At 52.1% G+C, this 23,022-nt stretch carries 20 protein-coding genes and 4 pseudogenes; 16 read left to right on the plus strand and 8 right to left on the minus strand.

The features are described 5' to 3' along the window. Positions 1-88 precede the first annotated feature (88 nt). The 3 genes and pseudogenes from ECL_RS27745 to ECL_RS11235 all read right to left on the minus strand — a co-directional run. Positions 89-319: pseudogene (locus ECL_RS27745) on the minus strand (IS3 family transposase); the annotation flags it as partial. A gap of 463 nt (positions 320-782) precedes the next feature. Next, the gene (locus ECL_RS11230) at positions 783-1,157 is read right to left on the minus strand and encodes a cytochrome b562 (protein ID WP_013096889.1); all 375 of its coding nucleotides are present in this window, start codon (positions 1,155-1,157) and stop codon (positions 783-785) included. 117 nt (positions 1,158-1,274) lie between these two features. Further along, positions 1,275-2,213 (minus strand): cation diffusion facilitator family transporter, encoded by a 939-nt coding sequence (locus ECL_RS11235; protein WP_001198019.1) that lies wholly within the window; start codon positions 2,211-2,213, stop codon positions 1,275-1,277. 695 nt (positions 2,214-2,908) lie between these two features. Here ECL_RS11235 and ECL_RS11240 point away from each other — a divergent pair. Then, entirely contained in the window at positions 2,909-3,523 is a 615-nt protein-coding gene (locus ECL_RS11240; RefSeq protein ID WP_007890845.1) for a recombinase family protein, read from the plus strand. A 59-nt stretch (positions 3,524-3,582) separates the two neighbouring features. Here ECL_RS11240 and ECL_RS11245 read toward each other — a convergent pair. Beyond that, positions 3,583-4,678, minus strand: a pseudogene (locus ECL_RS11245) (IS3-like element ISSen4 family transposase). Positions 4,679-5,446: 768 nt separating this feature from the next. Further along, positions 5,447-6,169, minus strand: coding sequence for a YagK/YfjJ domain-containing protein (locus ECL_RS11250; protein WP_023280002.1), 723 nt, complete (start codon positions 6,167-6,169; stop codon positions 5,447-5,449). Between the two features lie 418 nt (positions 6,170-6,587). On the opposite strand from ECL_RS11250, the pseudogene ECL_RS11255 reads away from it, so the two are divergent. The 3 genes and pseudogenes from ECL_RS11255 to add form a co-directional block, all read left to right on the plus strand. Further along, positions 6,588-7,055 (plus strand): annotated as a pseudogene (locus ECL_RS11255) (glucose PTS transporter subunit EIIB); the annotation flags it as partial. Positions 7,056-7,103: 48 nt separating this feature from the next. Next, positions 7,104-8,276, plus strand: a complete 1,173-nt coding sequence (locus ECL_RS11260) for a MalY/PatB family protein (RefSeq protein WP_013096892.1) — start codon at positions 7,104-7,106, stop codon at positions 8,274-8,276. Positions 8,277-8,372: 96 nt separating this feature from the next. Further along, entirely contained in the window at positions 8,373-9,374 is a 1,002-nt protein-coding gene (gene add / locus ECL_RS11265; RefSeq protein ID WP_013096893.1) for an adenosine deaminase, read from the plus strand. A 44-nt stretch (positions 9,375-9,418) separates the two neighbouring features. On the opposite strand, the gene ECL_RS11270 is transcribed toward add, so the two are convergent. After that, positions 9,419-10,459 carry an oxidoreductase gene (locus ECL_RS11270; RefSeq protein WP_013096894.1) on the minus strand — a complete coding sequence of 347 codons (1,041 nt, stop codon included), beginning with the start codon at positions 10,457-10,459 and terminating at the stop codon, positions 9,419-9,421. A 243-nt stretch (positions 10,460-10,702) separates the two neighbouring features. On the opposite strand from ECL_RS11270, the gene blr reads away from it, so the two are divergent. Continuing rightward, positions 10,703-10,828: a division septum protein Blr gene (gene blr / locus ECL_RS11275; RefSeq protein WP_168112406.1), complete on the plus strand. Its 126-nt coding sequence runs from the start codon at positions 10,703-10,705 to the stop codon at positions 10,826-10,828. 111 nt (positions 10,829-10,939) lie between these two features. Here the strand turns inward: blr and ECL_RS11280 are convergent, their stop codons facing one another. After that, positions 10,940-11,908: an IS5-like element IS903B family transposase gene (locus tag ECL_RS11280; protein WP_013087110.1), complete on the minus strand. Its 969-nt coding sequence runs from the start codon at positions 11,906-11,908 to the stop codon at positions 10,940-10,942. Positions 11,909-12,126: 218 nt separating this feature from the next. Here ECL_RS11280 and ydgT point away from each other — a divergent pair, with 218 nt between their 5' ends. The 11 genes and pseudogenes from ydgT (at position 12,127) to gstA (ending at position 22,052) form a co-directional block, all read left to right on the plus strand. Beyond that, entirely contained in the window at positions 12,127-12,342 is a 216-nt protein-coding gene (gene ydgT, locus ECL_RS11285) for a transcription modulator YdgT (RefSeq protein WP_013096896.1), read from the plus strand. An 87-nt stretch (positions 12,343-12,429) separates the two neighbouring features. Beyond that, positions 12,430-12,870: a DUF2569 domain-containing protein gene (locus tag ECL_RS11290; protein ID WP_013096897.1), complete on the plus strand. Its 441-nt coding sequence runs from the start codon at positions 12,430-12,432 to the stop codon at positions 12,868-12,870. A 76-nt stretch (positions 12,871-12,946) separates the two neighbouring features. Beyond that, on the plus strand, positions 12,947-13,528 hold the full coding sequence (gene rsxA, locus ECL_RS11295) for an electron transport complex subunit RsxA (protein WP_013096898.1): 582 nt from the start codon (positions 12,947-12,949) through the stop codon (positions 13,526-13,528). After that, positions 13,528-14,106: an electron transport complex subunit RsxB gene (gene rsxB / locus ECL_RS11300; protein ID WP_013096899.1), complete on the plus strand. Its 579-nt coding sequence runs from the start codon at positions 13,528-13,530 to the stop codon at positions 14,104-14,106. Before rsxA ends, rsxB begins: the two co-directional genes overlap by 1 nt. Further along, positions 14,099-16,219, plus strand: a pseudogene (rsxC, locus tag ECL_RS11305) (electron transport complex subunit RsxC). The gene rsxB and the pseudogene rsxC overlap by 8 nt, the downstream one beginning before the upstream one ends. Next, positions 16,220-17,272 carry an electron transport complex subunit RsxD gene (rsxD, locus tag ECL_RS11310; protein WP_044158702.1) on the plus strand — a complete coding sequence of 351 codons (1,053 nt, stop codon included), beginning with the start codon at positions 16,220-16,222 and terminating at the stop codon, positions 17,270-17,272. 10 nt (positions 17,273-17,282) lie between these two features. Next, positions 17,283-17,903, plus strand: coding sequence for an electron transport complex subunit RsxG (gene rsxG, locus ECL_RS11315; protein ID WP_013096902.1), 621 nt, complete (start codon positions 17,283-17,285; stop codon positions 17,901-17,903). Between the two features lie 2 nt (positions 17,904-17,905). Further along, entirely contained in the window at positions 17,906-18,592 is a 687-nt protein-coding gene (locus tag ECL_RS11320) for an electron transport complex subunit E (protein WP_013096903.1), read from the plus strand. Continuing rightward, on the plus strand, positions 18,589-19,224 hold the full coding sequence (gene nth / locus ECL_RS11325; protein WP_013096904.1) for an endonuclease III: 636 nt from the start codon (positions 18,589-18,591) through the stop codon (positions 19,222-19,224). The genes ECL_RS11320 and nth overlap by 4 nt, the downstream gene beginning before the upstream one ends. A gap of 615 nt (positions 19,225-19,839) precedes the next feature. After that, positions 19,840-21,348: a dipeptide/tripeptide permease DtpA gene (gene dtpA, locus ECL_RS11330; protein WP_013096905.1), complete on the plus strand. Its 1,509-nt coding sequence runs from the start codon at positions 19,840-19,842 to the stop codon at positions 21,346-21,348. Between the two features lie 98 nt (positions 21,349-21,446). Continuing rightward, the gene (gstA, locus tag ECL_RS11335; protein ID WP_013096906.1) at positions 21,447-22,052 is read left to right on the plus strand and encodes a glutathione transferase GstA; all 606 of its coding nucleotides are present in this window, start codon (positions 21,447-21,449) and stop codon (positions 22,050-22,052) included. 85 nt (positions 22,053-22,137) lie between these two features. Here gstA and pdxY read toward each other — a convergent pair whose 3' ends face one another. Further along, on the minus strand, positions 22,138-22,998 hold the full coding sequence (pdxY, locus tag ECL_RS11340) for a pyridoxal kinase PdxY (protein WP_013096907.1): 861 nt from the start codon (positions 22,996-22,998) through the stop codon (positions 22,138-22,140). Positions 22,999-23,022: the final 24 nt, after the last annotated feature.

Below are 23,022 nucleotides of genomic sequence, written 5' to 3' on the forward strand. Positions count from 1 at the left end.
GCCACTTTTTTAAGGTTGGTTGACCACTCAATATTATGCCTTTTTATTAATGATAACCTTAACTTCTCAAAACCAAGATGCACTCAGTAATATCCAAACCATGTTCAAAGGCCCAGTACTCGACAGGTAAATTCAGGTTCCTGAGTGGTTCTTATCGTCGCCAGATAGCCACGAAACAACGCAATGCTGTACAGAATGCTTATATCTGAACGCTTGAAATTCCAAAAGCGACGTGGATCGTACGGCACTTAATCCGACGACCGATGAAGAGTGCAGCCATGACAAAATCCATTCACCAAGCCACATTAGGTGACGTCGGAAATGATCTTCTTACGGCAAAGCACATGGCTTAGAATCCCTGTTCCAGCCTCGAAGAGGATACTGATGATTTATTTGCCGGAAAAAAGCATCTTAATGAGGGTCTCATACCGATGATGAAGACATTACGGGCATCAGTGTGTTAATCAACGGGGAGCAGGTCATCATGACCAACAAACAAAACACAGACTGACGCGTGACCACCAAATATAATTTGGCCCCCTGAATCCACCCCGCGCAACACCAATAGGTACTTAACTTATGTTGAGGCAACAAACTAAAATATGTAGCATTGATAATGCATGTTTGTTACCCCAACATTTTTATATGTATTTTGCAGATAAGATAACGTTGTGAAATTTCCTCACCAGTGCATAGCTATCTGCTTGATTACAGGCACGTGTATCATGTCAGTTCAGGGATATCTTTCCAGCATATCTACCTTCACCGAATAATTCCCGGTCTTAGTCAACACCTAGTTTATTGTGGTATTTTCTCATCAGACTGCCTAGTTTCTGTGCTGCAATTTTCCCGGCGTCAAGACCTTCCTTCTCAGCGGTACTTTCAACGGCAGTTACCTCATCAATTAGAAGTGACATGCCTGCAACATACGTTTCCCTGTCATACCCTTCTACAGGGCTGTTCAGGATGGACTCTGCTGTTGCTTTCAGTTCCCGCATATCTTTCCTGAAGGATGTAACGTCCTCCTCCTTAAGTGCTGCGCGGTAGCTTTTATTCATCATCTTCATGGCATGTTCAACACCGTCAGAACCAGCCATTACACAGGGGGATAAAAGAAGGGTGGCTCCTATCACAACAGTACGCATAATTTTTCTCATAATAGCCTCCATATTGTTTACTCTCGTTTTCACAGTCAGAAGGGGTAATATTGCGCAAAAAAATAATCCCTTCCCAATCTTCTCAAAAAACAGCAGCATTCATATTATTTTTCAGGATTATTTGCCCCCGCAACCAGGACTATTATCACCTTTAAAATAAGGGTCAACATGTGTCATAACATTTAAAACATGATGATTATCTAAAACTGATTTCCTGGCCAAAACAGCAATGTCATGTCCTACTTTCACTGATAAATCACCATCAATTTCCAGATGAACATCAACCACAACAAGGTCCCCCATTTTTCTGGTCTTGAGGTCATGGATGCCTTCGACCCCAGGCGTGGACAATAATGTTGTTTTTATACTATTTTCAGTTTCAATATCCACGGCCCTGTCCATCAAGTCATGAAGCGAATCTGACATAAATGAATATCCCATTCTGGTCACAATCAGTCCCACAACCAGTGCAGCTACCGGATCAAGCAATTTAAACCCTGATAAACTACCAATAATACCAATAGCCACCACCAAAGATGAGGCGGCATCAGAGCGGGCATGCCAGGCATTGGCAACCAGCATAGTGGATTTTACTCGGGTTGCTACTGCCAGCATATAGCGAAAAAGAAGCTCTTTGATAACCAGTGCGGCTAAGGCCACCCACAGAGCAACAATATGTACCTGAGGAATATCATCTGGTTGTTGCATTTTATTTGCTGCTGACCATAACATCCCGATGCCAACAATGAATAAAATTGTCCCCAGAATTAATGATGCACCATTTTCATAACGATGATGCCCGTAGTGATGGTCATCATCGGGATTTTTTTTACTTTTATGATTAGCAATAAGCACCACAAAGTCTGAAACTAAATCAGACAGAGAATGGATACCATCCGCAATAAGCCCCTGAGATCCGGAAAATACGCCAGTAATCACTTGCCCGGATGTCAGAAAACAATTAACAAGCACACTAACCCATGTGCTTTTACGGGCCGCGAGGAAACGCTCATGAGAACTAATATCAATATCATCCGTAAGTTTGTTTACCTGCACCTGAAACTCCTAATAACAGCATCTACAGTTAATACTAAGCAGCCAATACTACCCGGCCAAGTTCAGTTTTGGTATATGAAATTTTGAGGTACTGTGGTGAAAATATAAAAATGGTGAGATTTATTCCTGTAAAGACCGCGCCATGGTGGCGATAACATCTATTTATCATAACGCCTGAACATTAATTTATTCTGAACAGAAGAGAGAAGAAAAGTTGACAGTTATCACAACTATACACTTACGCCCAGTGTGGATGGGTTCAACAAACTAAAATTGCAAACCCGATTAACTGAGGAATTGAGCGCTCTCGAAGAGGAGTTGCTTTCGGGTAGCTGTCAACCATTGCAAAATGGTAAACAACATCCTTTGGGTCCCCAACTGTGTGGCCACTGTAGTGACTGTGGTGGGTGATAGAACTGGTCACATTGATGCCAGACTTTTTCGTGCCGCATGTATGGCACACTGAATTTGATTAAGACCTGCTGAAATGAAACCGGAGTGCTTCAGCTACAGAAACTGACCAAATCGTATACCCCAAGCAAGATCTGAATACCATCCGAACAATATCTCTTTTAGGTATACCTGATAAAGACCATGACACACAGTATCAATAGGGTTAAATTTGACTCTATTGACAATAAAAACACGCACTGTATCATATGGGTATCAATTTAATACTCAAAAGAGAATGCATAATGAATGTCCGTATCTATTGCCGTGCATCTACCGAAGGCCAACATGCTGATCGTGCATTAGTTAGCCTGCGCGAATTTGCGCAAAGCAAAAACTGGCAAGTAGCCGGAGAATACATTGAGAATGCCAGCGGTGCGAAGCTGGAACGTGTGGAACTGATGCACCTACTTGCCGAAGCACGGCCTGGCGATTTGCTTCTAATTGAAGCGATTGACCGTCTCAGTCGTCTTCAACATGAAGAATGGGCTGAACTCAAAGCTACGCTGAACAGTAAAGGACTGGTTATTGTTTCGATGGATTTGCCAACAAGCTGGCAGATGGTTGAAATGTCTGGTAACGACCTTACTAGCGGCATTCTTCGGGCAGTCAATGCTATGCTGATCGATATCCTTGCGACAATGGCACGACAAGATTATGAAACCCGCCGTAAACGCCAGGCACAGGGGATCGAGAGAGCAAAACTGGCAGGTTTGTATACGGGGAAAGAAAAAGATATGGAAGCCCGTGAAACTGTTCGCGAAATGCTGGCGCAGAATGTTAAACCAGCCCACATCATGAAAGCGGCAGGTATCAGCCGCGCCACCTTTTACCGAATCAAGAAAGAGCTTTTGTGTTAAAAACGGACTTGATAACAGTATTTGCTGCCCTGACCTGCCCCCACGATTAGATACAACACTCAGTTAGTAACGTCGGAATCTTCATTCTCAGAATGACCCTTTCTCCAGCCCGCTGCAAATTCAGACGGTGTCTGATAATTCAGCGTGGAGTGCGGGCGGCATTCGTTATAATCCTGCCGCCAGTCATTAATAATTTTCCTGGCATGAACGATATCGCTGAACCAGTGCTCATTCAAACATTCATCGCGAAATCGTCCGTTAAAAGCTCTCAATAAATCCGTTCTGCGTTGGCTTGCCCGGCTGGATTAAGCGCAACTCAACACCATGCTCAAAGGCCCATTGATCCAGTGCACGGCAAGTGAACTCCGGCCCCTGGTCAGTTCTTATCGTCGCCGGATAGCCTCGAAACAGTGCAATGCTGTCCAGAATACGCGTGACCTGAACGCCTGAAATCCCAAAGGCAACAGTGACCGTCAGGCATTCCTTTGTGAAATCATCGACGCAGGTAAGACACTTGATCCTGCGACCGGTGGAAAGTGCGTCCATGAGGAAATCCATCGACCAGGTCAGATTGGGCGCCGCCGGACGGAGCAGCGGCAGACGTTCTGTTGCCAGCCCTTTACGACGTCTTCTGCGTTTTACGCCCAGGCCACTGAGGTGATAAAGCCGGTACACGCGCTTATGATTAACATGAAGCCCTTCACGGCGCAGCAAATGCCAAATACGACGGTAGCCAAAACGCCTGCGCTCCAGTGCCAGCTCAGTGATGCGCCCTGATAAATGCGCATCAGCAGCCGGACGGTGAGCCTCATAGCGGCAGGTCGACAGGGATAAACCTGTAAGCCTGCAGGCACGACGTTGCGACAGACCGGTCGCATCACACATCAACATCACGGCTTCCCGCTTCTGGTCTGTCGTCAGTACTTTCGCCCAAGAGCCACCTGAAGCGCCTCTTTATCCAGCATGGCTTCGGCAAGCAGCTTCTTGAGTCTGGTGTTCTCTTCCTCAAGCGACTTCAGGCGCTTAACTTCAGGCACCTCCATACCGCCATACTTCTTACGCCAGGTGTAAAAACGTGGCATCGGAAATGGCATGCTTGCGGCAGAGTTCACGGGCGGGTACCCCAGCTTCGGCTTCGCGGAGAATACTGATGATCTGTTCGTCGGAAAAACGACTTCTTCATGGGGATGTCCTCATGTGGCTTATGAAGACATTACTAACATCGGGGTGTACTAATCAACGGGGAGCAGGTCAACGGAGGCTAATGCTAATACAAAAAGTGTGTTTTTCATCCTTTTTCACACAATTACATAACCTCGAATAAAATACTAATTATATCAATAGACTACACATTGCATAGAGAACTAAAGAAGGTCTTGACCGAGCAAGGAAGGTAGGTAAAAGTTAGGCGGTTGCAACAGATATTCGTAAGCGACTTCTGGAAGCCAATATGAAGAGGTCTCAGCCAAGCAAAAAGTGGGATTAAGTCTTCCTACGATTAAAGGGAACTGGAACATGCATCAAGAATGACGGGCACGTTCCAACAACCCAAAAACAAGACCGCGAGCGAAGCGAGTTCCGTCAAGCGAAGCGAAGACGGATAGTTAGCGTTGATTAAAAAACATACGGAAATGTACTGTTTTTTCTATATATAAAATATAAATATTATAAACAGTACATAGTACACAGACACTCACTACGTTCGTGTCCCTCGCTGCGCTCGGAATTTTGAAGTAATATATGAATGTATCAGCATAGCAACTATAGTTGAACTATCATGCATCTGACCGAAGCATAAAGTTAACCAGGAACAAATCATGCCTTAAAACGCTCTGATCGAGGCTGTAAGCGATTTTCATGATATGGGTAATGCGATTGCATACCTTGGAAAGAAAAACGCGCTACGGGCTTCCTGTGCGATATTTACGAATTCAGTACTTTGCTACTCAATTTTGATGTTGAGTACATGCGCGTTCCCTTCCCTGTTTGCGCTTTACCGCGTTCTTTTGCCAGGTAAGAAAGCCAGAATACCGGACCTTCGAGTGATGAAGGATGTTCACGATGAATGACGTAGTGATCGGGATAGTCTTTAGTGGCTTTAGCCAAGTTTACCAGCGTTGCTTTACCACCTGTCAGTTTCATCCAGATTTCCGTAATAATACCAGCGATCCCTCTTTCTGGCGTTCCAAACCATCTTACCGAACGATGTGGAAGTGCAATCCAGCAATGGTAATGGGGTTGTGAAGCCTTTTCCTGTTCGCAAACCCAACCGTAAGCAAAATCGATAATAGGTTCCGATAAACCGTTATTCCCAGACCCTAGGCGGTCACGTAATCGTTTGAACAAGTTGCGTATGTATTTGTTACCTGCTTCAACAGAAGTGAACTCAGGGAGGTGGAGATCAAAACGGGTAAGGAACACTCGACTGTAGAGCTTCAGGATTGCGTTCAGTTCGTTGATTGTTGAAATAAGTATGTCATGACGAACACCAGAGCCGATTCTTGTGTTAATCCGGTATGCATGACCATCATGAACAAAGGAGTTGCCATTAATTGTTTTGTAACGTCCGTGTTCATGGTAGACGGTACGAAAACTTGTTGCCGATAAAACCGACGATTCGAATAGGGTTTGTGATTGTTGCATCATTGTTAAATTAACCTTTTTGTACTCAGAAACAGATCACACCCCCTACATAGTTACTACCTAAAACCACGGTAAAACGATGGCATTTGCGATAGCGCAAAGCCGCCTTGCATCTGACGTTGGGGATGTTTTCGAGGAGAGAAATACTACGGAACAAAGTTTACGGAAATATTTATAATAACTCATTATCATATCAGAAGGAGTGAAAGGGGGCAACGGAAATCATGCCTTGATAAAAGAGGGATGATGATTGTGTGGGGTGTTGGTAACAACGGAGAAATTCAAAGGGATTTACAATCTTGTCTTTGGCTTCCTTCCGGCATACACAGTTGAGTGGGAGCTGTAATTTTCAACATTGCAGTAACCTGATTGTTCACAGTGTACATCGGCAAATATCAATTATACCCATTACACTTCAGTGAACACCGACGGCAACGTAATTGATTTCGTGGTGTTCGGCATCCTGCATGGTTTGTCCACCAAGTGGTATCTCGTGCCGGTCGTGGCGGCGATCTGGTTCGTGGTGTACTACGGTATCTTCCGCTTCGCCATCACCCGCTTTAACCTGAAAACGCCAGGCCGCGATGCCGAAACCGCCACCAGCGTGGAACAGGCCGTTGCCGGTACAGTGGGTAAATCGGGTTATAACACGCCGGCAATTCTGGCGGCGCTGGGCGGTGCGGATAACATTACCTCTCTGGATAACTGCATTACCCGTCTGCGTCTGTCGGTGGCGGATATGTCGAAAGTGGATACCAATGCCCTGAAAGCCAACCGGGCAATCGGCGTGGTACAGTTGAATCAGCACAATTTGCAGGTGGTTATCGGCCCGCAGGTGCAGTCGGTCAAAGATGAGCTGGCCACCCTGATGCGCACAGTCGAAGCCTGATGCCTCACCCCCTCACGCTGAGGGGGTTTTACTTTAAGGACATACGTCATGTTTGATTTCTCGACCGTTGTCGATCGCCACGGCACCTGGTGTACACAGTGGGATTATGTTGCCGACCGTTTTGGTGCCGCCGACCTGCTGCCCTTTACGATCTCTGATATGGATTTCGCCACCGCCCCCTGCATTATCGATGCGCTACATCAACGTATTGATCACCGCGTGTTTGGCTACAGCCGCTGGAAAAACGAAGAATTCCTGGCCGCGGTGGCGCACTGGTTCCAGCAACGTTTTAACAGCCGGATTGATACTGAAACCGTTGTTTATGGCCCTTCCGTGATCTATATGGTCTCTGAGCTGATTCGCCTGTGGTCGATGCCGGGAGACGGTGTGGTGGTGCATACCCCGGCTTATGACGCGTTTTATAAAGCCATTGAAGGCAATGCGCGCCACGTAGTGCCAGTGACGATGGAGAAACAGGCGACGGGCTGGCAGGGAAATATGGCCGCGCTTGAGGCCGCCCTGGCGAAACCGGAAAACAAAATATTGCTGCTGTGCAGCCCGCAAAACCCGACCGGCAAGGTCTGGACGCAGGAGGAGCTGGCGCAGATGGCTGAACTGTGCGCACGCTATGACGTGGCGGTGATAAGCGATGAAATTCATATGGACATGGTATGGGGAGAACATCGCCACACGCCATGGAACAAGGTCGCGCGCGGTAAATGGGCACTGCTGACCTCAGGCTCCAAGAGCTTTAATATCCCGGCACTGACCGGCGCATATGGGTTAATAGGCGATGAGGAGAGCCGTAATGCGTATCTGAGCGCGCTAAAAGGCCGTGACGGCCTCTCCTCTCCCTCCGTGCTGGCACTGACGGCGCATATTGCCGCCTATCAGCAGGGTGAGCCGTGGCTTGCCGCGCTGCGCGACTATCTGGAAGAGAACCTGAAATTTATCGCACGTGAAATGAACAGCGCTTTTCCGGTACTAAACTGGACGCCACCCGAGGCGACCTATCTCGCCTGGATTGACCTGCGCCCGTTAAATATTGACGATCGCGCCCTGCAAAACGTACTGATTGAGCAGCAAAAAGTCGCCATTATGCCGGGATATACCTATGGAAACGAAGGCATCGGTTTTATCCGCCTGAATGCCGGCTGCCCGCGCAGCAAGCTGGAACAAGGGGTGCAGCGGCTGATTGCGGGTATCAACACGCTCCTGTAGTTTGTTTGCGCAACGGAATATTCCCTTGCGCAAATAGCTTTTTACCTCGTTTTGTTTTTATAATGTGGCGCACTTTAACCAGAAAAGAGTGCGACCATGATTGATACACGCCTGCCTTTAACAGATATTCATCGTCACCTTGACGGTAACATTCGTGCCCAAACCATCCTCGATCTTGGCCGCCAGTACAATTTAACGCTCCCTGCTCAATCGCTTGAAACCCTGATCCCGCACGTTCAGGTCACCTCTAATGAACCGGATCTGGTCAGTTTTTTGAGCAAACTCGACTGGGGCGTAAAGATGCTGGCCTCACTGGATGCCTGTCGCCGTGTCGCTTTTGAGAATATCGAAGATGCCGCCCGTAACGGCCTGCATTATGTCGAACTGCGCTTTTCGCCAGGCTATATGGCGATGACCCACAGCCTGCCCGTTGCAGGCGTGGTTGAAGCCGTTATTGAAGGTGTCCGTGAAGGGTGTAAAGCCTTCGATGTGCAGGCCCGTTTGATTGGCATCATGAGCCGTACCTTCGGCGAAGCGGCCTGTCTGCAGGAACTGGAAGCGCTGCTGGCGCATCGTGACGCGATCACCGCCGTCGACCTGGCCGGGGATGAACTGGGCTTCCCGGGCAGCCTGTTCCTTTCACATTTCAACCGCGCACGTGATGCCGGCTGGCATGTAACCGTTCACGCCGGTGAAGCGGCGGGGCCGGAGAGCATCTGGCAGGCCATCCGTGAACTGGGTGCCGAGCGTATCGGTCACGGTGTAAAAGCGGTGGAAGATCGCGCCCTGATGGACTTCCTGGCCGAGCAACGTATCGGGATTGAATCCTGCCTGACCTCCAATATTCAGACCAGCACCGTGCCCGCGCTGGATAAGCACCCGCTGAAAACCTTCCTTGAGCACGGCGTGCTGGCCTCGCTGAATACCGATGACCCGGCGGTACAGGGCGTGGACATTATCCACGAGTACACTGTCGCCGCACCGCAGGCGGGCCTGAGCCGCGAACAGATCCGCCAGGCGCAGATTAATGGGCTGGAGATGGCCTTCCTCACGCCAGAAGAGAAGCAGGCGCTTCGTGATAAGGTGGCAAACGCGTAACCCCTTTGCCGGGTGGCGGCTACGCCCTACCCGGCCAACAAAACTTATGCCAGACAGAGCGTGGCGCGATGTTTGGCAGATTCAATGCCCAGTTCAATCAACTCCATAATCTGAATCGCCTGACTGGCTGGTACCGGGTTTTCCCCCGTGCCGTTCAGCGCATCACGCACGGCCGCATAATATGCCGGGTAGTTCCCCGGGCTCGTCAGCAAGGTTTCTTCCACCAGCGTCTCCCCCTCCACTTTGGTCACTACCCCGTCTCGCATATCATATCCCCAGTCTTCCTGAGGCAAACGCTCGCCGTTTTTCAGCCGGTCTTCCTGCGGATCCAGACCAAACTTCACATAGCTCCCCCGCGTGCCGTGAATGATATAACGCGCAGATTCCGCAGCCGCAACCATCGTTCCGTGCAGCACTATCCGCCGTTGCGGGTAGCTCAGGATGGCATGAAAATAATCGGTCGTTTGCGCGCCGGGTCTGAGCTGGGCCAGATCGACCGTCATACTCACCGGCAGGCCAAACAGATTCACGGCCTGGTCGAGCAGGTGTGGGGCTAAATCGTACCAGATGCCGCTGCCTGGCCCGGCTTGCTCACGCCAGCGGTTTCGCACCTGCGGCCGGAAACGATCAAAGTGCGATTCAAAGAAGGTTATCTCCCCGAGCGTTCCCTCGCTGAGCAGCGCTTTTACCGTGAGAAAATCGCTGTCCCAGCGGCGGTTATGAAACACCGACAGCAGTCTGCCAAGGCTTTTCGCCAGCGCATCCAGCTCGCGTGCCTGAGACAACGTCACGGTAAAGGGTTTATCGACGACGACATGCTTACCGGCTTCCAGCGCCGCCTTCGCCAGCGGGAAATGGGTGTCGTTCGGCGTGGGGATCACAATTAAATCGATATTCGGATCATTGAAAAGGTGCTTAGGCTCAGAGACAACCGGAACGGTGGGCCAGTCGGCATGCACCTTGGTGGCATCGCTGCTCGACACCGCCGCCAGCGCCATTCCCGGCGTACCGGCAATTAACGGCGCATGGAATGTTTTGCTCGCATACCCGTAACCAATAAGCCCGACACGGATGCTATCACTCATAGTGTTGCCCTCTCCTGTGATGTTCTTATTTCACACTGGCTAACCTGGCCTCATGACAGATTAAGCATGTGCCATATGACTTAAAATAGCATCCTGCTCCGGTTGTTTTTGTTATATGGGGTTAACCCGCTGATTGTGCTTAAGGGAACCGTTCCCAAAGCACTTGCTGTCTCCCCCCTGGCGCTGTAACATTTGCAACCGGTATTTATGGATAAATTACAAACACGAATTATGACGTCAATTATTAATCGAATCATTGAATTAGCGGGATGGATTGTTCTTGGGGTATCGGTCATTTTGCTTGGCGTTGCCAGCCACATCGATAACTACCAACCGCCGGAGCCTGTCACTGTCGCCCAACCTAAGTAACCGGTTACGGTAATAAAGAGTGACATAATATGTCAGTTACTTATTGCCACTCCTGGGCTTTGTTGAATAAATCAGATTTCGGGTAAGTCTCCCCCGTAGCGGGTTGTGTTTTCAGGCAATACGCACGCTTTCAGGTATACCTGCTTTCGTCATTTTGTTCAGCGCTCGTACCAGGGCCATAGCCTCCGCAACCTGACCATCGTAGTCACGCAGCGTCAGTGAACCCCCGAACAGCTGTTTTACCCGGTACATCGCCGTTTCCGCTATCGAGCGACGGTTGTAATCTGTTGTCCATTTCCACCGCGCATTACTCCCGGTCATTCGCTGATTAGCCACTGCACGGTTACGGTCTGCATATTCACCGGGCCAGTAACCCGCACCTTTTCGGGGAGGGATAAGCGCGCTGATTTTCTTACGCCGCAGTTCATCGTGACATAGCCGGGTATCGTAAGCGCCATCGGCGGCGGCTGACCTGATTTTCCGGTGGGTTTGCCGGATTAACCCGGGGAAGGCCTCTGAGTCCGTAACGTTGTTCAGCGACAGGTCAGCGCAGATGATTTCATGTGTTTTACTGTCAACGGCGAGATGCAGCTTACGCCAGATACGGCGGCGTTCCTGGCCATGCTTTTTGACTTTCCACTCGCCTTCACCGAAGACCTTCAGCCCGGTGGAATCAATTACCAGGTGTGCGATTTCACCCCGGGTGGGCGTTTTGAAACTGACATTAACCGACTTTGCCCGCCTGCTGACACAGCTGTAATCCGGGCAGCGTAGCGGAACGTTCATCAGAGAAAAAATGGAATCAATAAAGCCCTGCGCAGCCCGCAGGGTCAGCCTGAATACGCGTTTAATGACCAGCACAGTAGTGATGGCAAGGTCAGAATAGCGCTGAGGTCTGCCTCGTGAAGAAGGTGTTGCTGACTCATACCAGGCCTGAATAGCTTCATCATCCAGCCAGAAAGTTATGGAGCCACGGTTGATGAGGGCTTTATTGTAGGTGGGCCAGTTGGTGATTTTGAACTTTTGCTTTGCCACGGAACGGTCTGCGTTGTCGGGAAGATACGTGATCTGATCCTTCAACTCAGCAAAAGTTCGATTTATTCAACAAAGCCCCACTCCTGGTGAACACGGTTAACCTTCTCTTCCAGGCATCATCAGATGCCTGAATCTTTCGCAAAGAAAACTCCTAATTTAGTCGCGTTACCTGAGTGGGCAGTTTACGTCTTTATTAATCCGTTTATTATTCAAACGAATTACCTTAACGGGTATGACTCACTTTTATATGGAAACTTATTAATATGACAGTTCAGGACTATTTATTAAAATTTCGCAAGATCAATTCCCTTGAGAGCCTGGAAAAACTGTTTGACCACCTGAACTACACGCTGTCGGATAATCAGGACATCATCAATATGTATCGTGCAGCGGATCATCGCCGTGCGGAGCTGGTCTCCGGTGGCCGTTTGTTTAACGTCGGCGAAGTGCCTAAGTCCGTATGGCGTTACGTTTTATAAGAAAGTAGCCATCCGCGCGAAATGTTATATACTCTCCGCCCTGCAAACTGGCTGTACAACATTTCGCGCAGATTTATGGGAGAGTTCATGACCGCAACGCCTGGAGAAAGAATTGGAGGCTGGTTAATCGCCCCACTGGCATGGCTGCTGGTTGCCTTATTAAGCGCATCACTTGCGCTGCTGCTTTATACCACCGCGCTGGTTACCCCTCATGCAATCCAGACCCTGATGTCGCAAAGTGTGCTGAATATTACGCTGTGGTTCGTGTCGTTCGTCTTCGCCATTGGCATGTGGTACTACACGCTGTGGCTAACCATTGCGTTCTTTAAACGCCGCAAAAATGTGCCTAAGCACTACATCATCTGGCTGCTCGTTTCCGTACTGCTGGCGGTGAAAGCCTTTGCTTTTTCACCGGTTTCGGACGCGCTGGCCGTTCGTCAGCTGCTTTTCCCGTTACTGGCGGCGGCGCTTCTGGTGCCCTATTTCAAGCGTTCGACGCGGGTGAAGAACACCTTCGTGAATCCGTAATAACCTTACAGATAACCTGTTGTCGCCTGTTGTGGTTTATCCGATAATAGGCGGCTTTTTTATTTCAGGCTGAATAATGACCGATTACTTACTGCTCTTTGTCGGCACAGTGCTGGTTAACAACTTCGTTCTGGTGAAGTTCCTTGGCCTGTGTCCGTTTATGGGCGTGTCCAAAAAGCTGGAAACGGCAATGGGCATGGGGCTGGCAACCACCTTCGTGATGACGATGGCGTCCATCTGCGCCTGGTTGATTGATACCTGGATCCTCATCCCGCTGGGTTTAGTCTATCTCCGTACGCTGGCCTTCATTCTGGTCATTGCCGTGGTGGTGCAATTTACCGAAATGGTGGTGCGTAAAACCAGTCCGGCGCTCTATCGTCTGCTGGGTATCTTTCTGCCGTTGATCACCACCAACTGTGCCGTTCTTGGCGTAGCGCTGTTGAACATTAATCTCGGGCATAATTTCATGCAGTCGGCGCTGTACGGTTTTTCTGCCGCCGTCGGTTTCTCGCTGGTGATGGTGCTGTTTGCCTCTATTCGTGAGCGCCTCGCCGCAGCGGATATCCCTGCGCCCTTTCGCGGAAACGCGATTGCGCTGGTGACCGCAGGTTTAATGTCTCTGGCCTTTATGGGCTTTAGTGGTCTGGTGAAGTTGTAATGAATACCATCTGGATTGCCATCGCCTCCATCAGCGTGCTGGGGTTGGTGTTTGGCCTGATTCTGGGTTACGCCTCCCGCCGATTCGCGGTGGAGGACGATCCTGTTGTTGAAAAAATCGATGAGCTTTTGCCGCAAAGCCAGTGTGGGCAGTGCGGCTATCCTGGCTGTCGTCCCTATGCAGAAGCCGTGGGTATTCAGGGTGAGAAAATCAACCGCTGTGCGCCAGGTGGCGAAGCGGTAATGCTGAAAATTGCAGCGCTGCTAAACGTCGACCCGCAACCCATTGACGGCGATGCACAGGTGCAGGAGCCCGTGCGCGCCCTCGCGGTGATTGACGAAGCGAACTGCATTGGCTGCACCAAGTGTATTCAGGCATGCCCTGTCGACGCCATTGTTGGCGCCACCCGCGCCATGCACACCGTTGTGGCGGATCTGTGCACCGGCTGTAACCTCTGCGTGGCACCCTGCCCGACGCAATGTATTGAGTTGCGCCCGGTTGAAACGACTACCGAAAGCTGGAAGTGGGATCTTCAAACCATTCCGGTTCGCAATATTCCTGTGGAACAACATGCTTAAGTTATTTTCTGCTTTCAGAAAAGAGAAGATTTGGGACTTTGACGGCGGGATCCATCCGCCAGAGATGAAAACCCAGTCCAGCGGCACGCCGCTGCGTCAAATTCCGCTGGCGACCCGTTTCGTCATGCCGCTGAAGCAGCACATTGGCGCTGAGGGTGAGTTGTGCGTTAAAGAAGGCGATACCGTCCTTCGCGGCCAGCCCTTGACCTTTGGTCGTGGGCGTATGCTGCCGATCCACGCCCCGACATCCGGTAAAGTGGTGGCGATTACCCCTCACACCGTTGCACATCCGTCAGCCCTCTCCGAACTGAGCGTCATTATTGAAGCCGACGGCGAAGACCGCTGGATCGAGCGTGATGGCTGGAGCGACTACCGCGCCCGCAGACGGGAAGCGCTTATCGACCGTATTCATCAGTTCGGCGTTGCCGGGCTGGGTGGCGCAGGGTTCCCGACCGGCGTCAAACTGCGCGGTGGCGGCGATAAAATTCAGACCCTGATTATCAACGCCGCCGAATGCGAACCCTATATCACCGCCGATGACCGTCTGATGCAGGACTGCGCCGCGCAGGTCGTGGAGGGGATCCGTATCCTCGCCCATGTGCTGCAGCCTCGTGAAGTGCTGATTGGCATTGAGGATAACAAACCGCAGGCCATTTCCATGCTGCGCGCGGTGCTCGCCGGTAGCCACGATATCAGCCTGCGCGTCATTCCGACCAAGTACCCGTCGGGCGGGGCAAAACAGCTGACGCAAATACTCACCGGAAAGCAGGTTCCCCATGGCGGCCGCTCGTCGGATATTGGCGTGCTGATGCAAAACGTGGGTACCGCCTACGCCGTGAAACGCGCGGTGATAGACGGTGAACCCCTGACCGAACGCGTGGTGACGCTGACGGGCGAGTCAGTGTCTCGTCCGGGGAACGTCTGGGCGCGTCTGGGCACGCCGGTTCGTCATCTTCTGGAGCAGGCCGGATTCTGTCCCGGCAGCGATCAGATGGTGATCATGGGCGGCCCATTGATGGGCTTTACCCTGCCGTGGCTGGACGTTCCGGTCGTAAAAATCACTAACTGCCTGCTCGCCCCCTCCCCCACCGAAATGGGTGAAGAGCAGGAAGAGAAAGGCTGCATCCGCTGCAGCGCCTGTGCCGATGCCTGCCCGGCCGATCTGCTTCCTCAGCAGTTGTACTGGTACAGCAAAGGTCAGTTGCACGATAAAGCGCAAGCGCATAATCTGGCTGACTGCATCGAATGCGGCGCGTGCGCCTGGGTCTGCCCTAGCAACATTCCGCTGGTGCAGTACTTCCGTCAGGAGAAGGCCGAGATTTATGCCATCTCGATGGAAGAAAAACGCGCTGCCGAAGCGAAAGCCCGCTTTGAAGCCCGCCAGGCTCGTCTGGAGCGTGAAAAACTGGCCCGTCAGGAGCGTCATAAGCAGGCTGCCGTTCAGCCAGGCGAGAAAGATCAGGATGCCATTAACGCGGCGCTGGCTCGCGTGCGCGAGAAAAAAGCGACCGCAGCGCAACCTGTGGTGATCTCCGCCGGTGAGAAGCCAGATAACAGCGAAGCCATTGCCGCACGTGAAGCGCGTAAGGCCGCGGCGCGCGCGCGTCAGGCGGAAAAAGCGCAAACAGGGCAACCGGAAGAAACCCGTGTCGATCCGCGTAAAGCGGCCGTTGAAGCGGCCATCGCCCGCGCCAAAGCACGGAAAGCGGGAGAGCAGCAGGTGGTCGTTGAGCAAGAGGCCACAGATCCTGGTGAAGCGCTCGTTGAGGTTTGGATCGAGCGATGGCCGCTTCGTAAGCGGCGTTGCCACCGATAAACAGGCGCATCTGATGCGCCTGTCTATCCTTGCAGAGCGGCTGTCGAAGCGGCGATCGCCCGCGTTCAAGCAAAGAAAGCCGCACAGCAACCACTTAAAGCTGCACAATAGGCACCAGTCGATCCGCGCAAAGCCGCTGTCGAAGCGGCCATCGCTCGGGCCAAAGCGCGTAAAGCGGCTCAGCAGGAAGTACAACAGCCTGCCGCGAACGACGATCCACGCAAAGCCGCCGTCGCCGCCGCGATTGCACGCGTTCAGGCGAAGAAAGCCGCACAGCAAGCAGTTAACGAGGATTAAATGGTTTTCAGAATCGCAAGTTCCCCTTACACCCATAACCAGCGCCAGACGTCGCGCATTATGATGCTGGTCTGCCTGGCTGCACTGCCGGGTATTGCCGTTCAGTTCTGGTTTTTCGGCTGGGGAACCCTGTTCCAGTTAGCACTGGGCTGTGCCAGCGCCGTAGCGGCCGAAGCGCTGGTGCTGAAGCTGCGTAAGATGAACATCTCCCGTATTCTCAGCGATAACTCCGCTCTGCTGACGGGCCTGCTGCTGGCCATCAGTATTCCGCCGTTTGCGCCGTGGTGGATGATCGTGCTCGGTACGGTGTTTGCGGTGATTATTGCCAAACAGCTGTACGGTGGGCTGGGCCACAATCCCTTTAACCCGGCGATGGTCGGCTACGTGGTACTGCTTATCTCCTTCCCGGTACAAATGACCAGCTGGCTGCCGCCGCACGATATCGCCGCCACGGTGCCGGGTTTTATGGATGCCCTTCAGGTGATCTTTTCCGGCCATACGGCGTCCGGTGCCGATATGAATGCGTTGCGTATGGGCGTGGATGGTGTCAGCCAGGCCACACCGCTCGATACGTTTAAAACGTCCCTGCGTGCCGGGCACAGCGTTGAGCAGATCATGCAATCAGCCATCTACAGCGGCGTGCTGGCCGGTGCAGGCTGGCAGTGGGTTAACCTGGCATATCTGTTGGGCGGCCTGTTCCTGCTGCAGCAGAAAGCGATCCGCTGGCATATTCCGGTGAGCTTTCTGGTCACGCTCGCGGTCTGCTCCACGCTGGGCTGGCTCTTCTCCCCTGAATCCCTGGCGAGCCCGCAGATGCATCTGCTCTCTGGTGCCACCATGCTGGGCGCGTTCTTTATTCTGACCGATCCGGTGACCGCCTCGACCACCAATCGCGGTCGTCTGATCTTCGGTGCGCTGGCCGGTCTGCTGGTGTGGCTGATCCGCAGTTTCGGCGGATACCCGGATGGCGTAGCGTTCGCCGTCCTGCTTGCCAACATCACCGTTCCGCTCATTGACTACTACACGCGCCCGCGCGTGTACGGCCATCGGTAAGGGTTTCGCGATGCTGAAAACAATGCAAAAACATGGCGTCACGCTGGCCATTTTCGCTGCTGTCCTCACCGGGATGACGGCACTGGTGAACGAACTGACCAAAACGACCATTGATGAACAGGCCGCGAAGCAGCAACGCGCGCTGTTCGATCAGGTGATGCCGTCTGATTTCTACGATAATGACCTGCAGAAAAGCTGTTACGTGGTACAGGCGCCGCAGTTAGGTAAAGGCCCGCATCGTCTCTATATCGCCCGTAAAGGCGATAACGCGGTGGGCGTGGTGATGGAGGCCACGGCACCAGACGGGTATTCCGGTGCCATTCAGCTCCTTGTGGGTACCGATTTTTCCGGTACCGTGTTGGGTACCCGCGTGACTCAACACCACGAAACGCCGGGCCTTGGGGATAAAATTGAGACACGCCTGAGCGACTGGATTTTGCATTTTGCCGGTAAGGTGATCCACGGCGAAGCGGACCCGGCATTTGCCGTCAAGAAAGATGGCGGCGAGTTTGACCAGTTCACCGGGGCCACTATTACGCCGCGTGCCGTCGTGAATGCCGTAAAACGTGCCGGGTTGTATGCAGAAACGCTGCCTGCACAGATTAACAATCTTCCGGCCTGTGAGGAGTGAGCATGAGCCAGGTTAAAGAGGTTATTGTCCAGGGGTTGTGGAAGAACAACTCCGCGCTGGTACAGTTGCTGGGATTGTGCCCGCTGCTGGCGGTGACATCCACCGCTACCAACGCATTGGGGCTGGGGCTTGCCACCACGCTGGTGCTGACCCTGACCAACCTCTCCATTTCCACCCTGCGCCGCTGGACGCCGTCGGAAATCCGTATTCCGATTTACGTCATGATCATCGCGTCAGTGGTGAGCATCGTTCAAATGCTGATTAACGCCTACGCGTTCGGTCTGTATCAGTCACTGGGGATTTTTATTCCGCTGATCGTTACCAACTGTATCGTGGTGGGGCGTGCAGAAGCCTTTGCCGTGAAGAACACCCCGGCGATGTCGGCCCTGGATGGTTTCTCCATCGGAATGGGAGCCACCTGCGCGATGTTCGTTCTGGGCTCACTGCGTGAAATTCTTGGCAACGGTACCCTCTTCGACGGCGCAGACGCGCTGCTGGGAAGCTGGGCTAAAGTTTTACGCATCGAGGTGTTTCATACGGATACGCCGTTCCTGCTGGCTATGCTGCCACCGGGTGCGTTTATTGGCCTTGGCATGATGCTGGCGATAAAATACCTGATTGATGAAAAACGTAAGCGCCGCGCGGCTGAGCGCAGCGTGCAGGAAGGGATACCCGGGAAAGCCTCATGAACAAAGAAAAGCGCATTGCGATCCTCACCCGTCTTCGGGACGCAAACCCGCACCCGACGACTGAGCTGAATTTCACTTCGCCGTTTGAGCTGCTGATCGCAGTGCTGCTTTCGGCTCAGGCCACTGACGTGAGCGTGAATAAGGCCACCGCCCTGCTCTATCCGATGGCCAATACCCCGAAAGCCATGCTGGAGCTGGGCGTGGAAGGGGTGAAGTCTTATATCAAAACCATCGGGCTGTTTAACAGCAAAGCGGAGAACGTCATTAAGACCTGCCGCATTTTGCTGGAGCGTCACGGTGGTGAAGTGCCGGAAGATCGCGAGGCGCTGGAAGCGTTGCCGGGTGTGGGACGTAAAACGGCGAATGTGGTACTGAACACCGCGTTTGGCTGGCCGACCATCGCGGTTGATACCCATATTTTCCGTGTCGCTAACCGAACCAACTTCGCTCCGGGTAAAAATGTCGAACAGGTGGAGGAGAAGCTGTTAAAAGTGGTTCCCGCTGAATTCAAAGTCGACTGTCATCACTGGCTTATCCTGCATGGCCGTTATACCTGCATTGCCAGAAAGCCTCGCTGCGGCTCATGTATCATTGAAGATCTCTGCGAATATAAAGAAAAAGTGTATCCCTGAACGGCGCTATTTATTTACTTTCGCATCATCAAGACCTTACTAAAGGAAGGCTTAACTAAAAACCTTCCTTTAGGCCGCAAGTTGTCCGCTTGTGTTCTCTTACGCCCTGTCAATTGTTCGGTCATTTAACGCTCAAACAGGTTAATAGTTTTTTCACTACCGAAAATTTCTATACATTTGTGATCGCGATCACTCTGATAACTTCATGTTGATTTTTTGTTGTCAGATCCCACCTAAACCCTCTGCCAGACAAGATGTAATCCTTCAATAGCCGCAGATAAGACCACTCATTTTTCAGAATATGGGCTATATGACTACATTTAACGGTAAATAGCAGAACATATCGCCACACAACCCTCTCCGCCGGTTTTTCGCAGTCAAAAAAACCAACAAAACCCATTGTGTGAAATTTAACGCTGAATAACATTTGCAGAAACCGAGGATTATAGCGGCTCAGTTATATGTAACAGATTATTACAAACGTATTGCCAGACGGGTCAGGATAGTGAACATTACCCGCCGTTTCTCCTCCCAATATAACTATAAAGCGGATGGACTCCGACCATCACGCTATGAACACCCCCGTTAATATGGGATGTAAAAAAAGAGGTATATGTGTCAACTGCAAACAATAAACCAACAGATGAAAGCGTGAGTTTGAACGCTTTTAAACAGCCAAAAGCGTTCTATCTCATCTTCTCTATCGAGTTATGGGAGCGTTTTGGTTATTACGGCCTGCAAGGGATCATGGCGGTTTACCTGGTAAAACAGCTGGGTATGTCCGAAGCCGATTCCATCACGCTGTTCTCTTCATTCAGTGCCCTCGTTTACGGTCTGGTCGCGATTGGCGGCTGGCTTGGTGATAAAGTTCTGGGTACGAAGCGTGTCATTATGCTGGGCGCCATTGTTCTGGCAATCGGCTATGGTCTGGTTGCCTGGTCTGGTCATGACGCAGCCGTAGTCTATATGGGTATGGCAACCATCGCCGTCGGTAACGGATTGTTCAAAGCGAACCCGTCTTCCCTGCTCTCTACCTGCTACAGCAAAGATGACCCACGTCTGGACGGTGCATTCACCATGTACTACATGTCCATCAACATTGGTTCATTCTTCTCCATGCTGGCAACCCCATGGCTCGCCGCAAAATTCGGCTGGAGCGTGGCGTTTGCGCTGAGCTTTGTCGGTATGCTGATTACCGTTGTGAACTTCCTGTTCTGCCGTAGCTGGGTTAAGGACTACGGTTCAAAACCTGATTTCGAACCGGTGCATATGGGCAAACTGCTGGCCACCATCGTGGGTGTTGTTATCCTCGCGGCCATCGCCACCTGGTTGCTGCATAACCAGGGTGTTGCACGTGCCGTTCTGGGCGTGGTGGCACTGGGTATCGTCATCATCTTCGCGAAAGAAGCCTTCGCGATGCAAGGTGCGGCCCGTCGCAAGATGATTGTGGCCTTCATTCTGATGCTGGAAGCGATTATCTTCTTCGTGCTCTACAGCCAGATGCCAACCTCGCTGAACTTCTTCGCTATTCGCAACGTTGAGCACTCCATCCTGGGTATCGCGTTCGAGCCGGAGCAGTATCAGGCGCTGAACCCGTTCTGGATCATGATTGGTAGCCCAATTCTGGCGGCTATCTATAACAAGATGGGTGACCGTCTGCCAATGCCGCACAAGTTCGCCATCGGTATGGTGCTGTGCTCTGGTGCGTTCCTCGTGCTGCCACTGGGTACCAAATTTGCGACTGACGCCGGTATCGTCTCCGTTAACTGGCTGATCCTGAGCTATGCCCTGCAGTCTATCGGTGAACTGATGATCTCCGGTCTGGGTCTGGCGATGGTTGCACAGCTGGTGCCACAGCGTCTGATGGGCTTCATCATGGGTAGCTGGTTCCTGACCACTGCCGGTGCAGCCATCATCGCAGGTAAGATCGCAAACCTGATGGCGGTGCCTGAGAACGTGACTGACCCGCTGGTTTCACTGAATGTGTACGGCACCGTCTTCCTGCAGATTGGTATCGCAACGGCGGTTATCGCGGCTTTGATGCTGCTGACGGCACCGAAGCTGAACCGTATGACTCAGGACGACGACAAAGCGACGAAAGCGACCGAAACCGCTACCGCGTAACGTTATTGAGAAACGATGAGCCGCTAATTTATTAGCGGCTTTTTTTTTGTTTGCTTGCGCACTAACATAGCTGAAACCTCAGCAAAAAGGAGTTACCGATGAAACTGTTCTACAAACCGGGCGCGTGCTCTCTTGCTTCCCATATTACCCTGCGCGAGAGCGGCAAAGATTTCACGCTGGACGGCGTTGACCTGATGAAAAAGCGCCTGGAAAACGGCGACGATTTTTTTGCGATTAACCCGAAGGGACAAGTTCCGGCCCTGCTTCTGGATGACGGTACCCTGCTGACAGAAGGCGTCGCCATTATGCAGTACCTGGCAGACAGCGTGCCCGATCGCCAGCTGCTGGCCCCGGTAAGTACGGTTTCACGCTATAAAACGCTCGAGTGGCTGAACTACATTGCAACCGAACTGCATAAAGGATTTACGCCGTTGTTCCGCCCGGATACACCGGAAGAGTACAAACCGACCGTTCGCGCCCTGCTGGAGAAAAAGCTGCAGTACGTCAATGAGTCATTGAAGGACGACCAGTATATCTGCGGGGCACGCTTCACCATTGCCGATGCGTATCTCTTTACCGTGCTGCGCTGGGCGCGTGCGGTTAAGCTGAATCTGGACGGGTTAGACCATATCGCAGCATATATGACGCGTATGGCGGAGCGCCCTGCGGTGGCCGCGGCGCTGAAAGCGGAAGGATTGAATTAACCGGTCGTTATTGCCCGGCGGCGCTTCGCTTGCACGAGCCTACGGGATTTGTAGGCCGGGTAAGCGCAGCGCCACCCGGCATAGTTTAGAGCTGTGTTGCGCTGAAATAGTGCTCCGGCTGCGCAATACGATCCTGTGCCGCGACCACCTGCAGTTCATATTCCTGCATCTCTTTCGTCGCAATCATAATTTCGTACACCGCTGCAGTCACATGCTCAAGCGCTTCGCGCAGCGTCGCCCCCTGTAGCAGTTTCACCAGCAACAATCCGCTGGTCACATCTCCCACGCCCACTGGCTGACGCAGGCCAAAATCCACCAGCGGACGGCTGATGTGCCAGGCTTCGTCTTTGGTCACCAGCAGCATCTCAAAGCGGTCTCTGCTCAGCCCTGCACGGGCGAGATGTTTCACCAGCACAATCTCAGGCCCCTGGGCTATCAGTTCACGAGACGCGCTTACCGCCTCTGCTACGCTGTTAACCGGATGCTCGCAAAGGATCTCCAGCTCAATCAGGTTGGGCGCGATGATATCGCTGGCAGGTAACGCATGGCGAACATGGAATTCAGCCACACCAGGCGCCACAATGCAGCCCTTTTCCGGATGACCCATAACCGGGTCGCAGAAGTACTTTGCTGCGGGATTGGCTGCTTTCACCTGGCGAACGATGCCGAGGATATGCTCCCCCTGCTCTGCGGAGCCCAGGTAACCACTCAGAACCGCGTCACAGCGTTTGAGCTGGTCGATATCGGCAATGCCCTGCACGATCTCCGTGAGATGCGAAGGCGGCATCACGCAGCCGGTCCATTTGCCGTATTGTGTATGGTTTGAGAACTGTACGGTATTGAGGGGCCAGACGTTAGCCCCGAGGCGGCGCATCGGGAATTCCGCCGCGCTATTGCCAGCATGTCCAAAAACAACGTGGGACTGAATGGCGAGGATGTTCTTCATTTTATGCTTACCAAACCCTGAAAA

This window comes from Enterobacter cloacae subsp. cloacae ATCC 13047 (assembly GCF_000025565.1).
GTDB lineage: Bacteria > Pseudomonadota > Gammaproteobacteria > Enterobacterales > Enterobacteriaceae > Enterobacter > Enterobacter cloacae.

Bases quoted from the DNA above. Each gene is read 5' to 3' on its own strand.
- ECL_RS11230 (WP_013096889.1), bottom strand. From the start codon at position 1,157: ATGAGAAAAATTATGCGTACTGTTGTGATAGGAGCCACCCTTCTTTTA.
- ECL_RS11240 (WP_007890845.1), top strand. From the start codon at position 2,909: ATGAATGTCCGTATCTATTGCCGTGCATCTACCGAAGGCCAACATGCT.
- ECL_RS11250 (WP_023280002.1), bottom strand. From the start codon at position 6,169: ATGATGCAACAATCACAAACCCTATTCGAATCGTCGGTTTTATCGGCA.
- ECL_RS11260 (WP_013096892.1), top strand. From the start codon at position 7,104: ATGTTTGATTTCTCGACCGTTGTCGATCGCCACGGCACCTGGTGTACA.
- add (WP_013096893.1), top strand. From the start codon at position 8,373: ATGATTGATACACGCCTGCCTTTAACAGATATTCATCGTCACCTTGAC.
- ECL_RS11270 (WP_013096894.1), bottom strand. From the start codon at position 10,459: ATGAGTGATAGCATCCGTGTCGGGCTTATTGGTTACGGGTATGCGAGC.
- ydgT (WP_013096896.1), top strand. From the start codon at position 12,127: ATGACAGTTCAGGACTATTTATTAAAATTTCGCAAGATCAATTCCCTT.
- ECL_RS11290 (WP_013096897.1), top strand. From the start codon at position 12,430: ATGACCGCAACGCCTGGAGAAAGAATTGGAGGCTGGTTAATCGCCCCA.
- rsxA (WP_013096898.1), top strand. From the start codon at position 12,947: ATGACCGATTACTTACTGCTCTTTGTCGGCACAGTGCTGGTTAACAAC.
- rsxB (WP_013096899.1), top strand. From the start codon at position 13,528: ATGAATACCATCTGGATTGCCATCGCCTCCATCAGCGTGCTGGGGTTG.
- rsxD (WP_044158702.1), top strand. From the start codon at position 16,220: ATGGTTTTCAGAATCGCAAGTTCCCCTTACACCCATAACCAGCGCCAG.
- rsxG (WP_013096902.1), top strand. From the start codon at position 17,283: ATGCTGAAAACAATGCAAAAACATGGCGTCACGCTGGCCATTTTCGCT.
- ECL_RS11320 (WP_013096903.1), top strand. From the start codon at position 17,906: ATGAGCCAGGTTAAAGAGGTTATTGTCCAGGGGTTGTGGAAGAACAAC.
- nth (WP_013096904.1), top strand. From the start codon at position 18,589: ATGAACAAAGAAAAGCGCATTGCGATCCTCACCCGTCTTCGGGACGCA.
- gstA (WP_013096906.1), top strand. From the start codon at position 21,447: ATGAAACTGTTCTACAAACCGGGCGCGTGCTCTCTTGCTTCCCATATT.
- pdxY (WP_013096907.1), bottom strand. From the start codon at position 22,998: ATGAAGAACATCCTCGCCATTCAGTCCCACGTTGTTTTTGGACATGCT.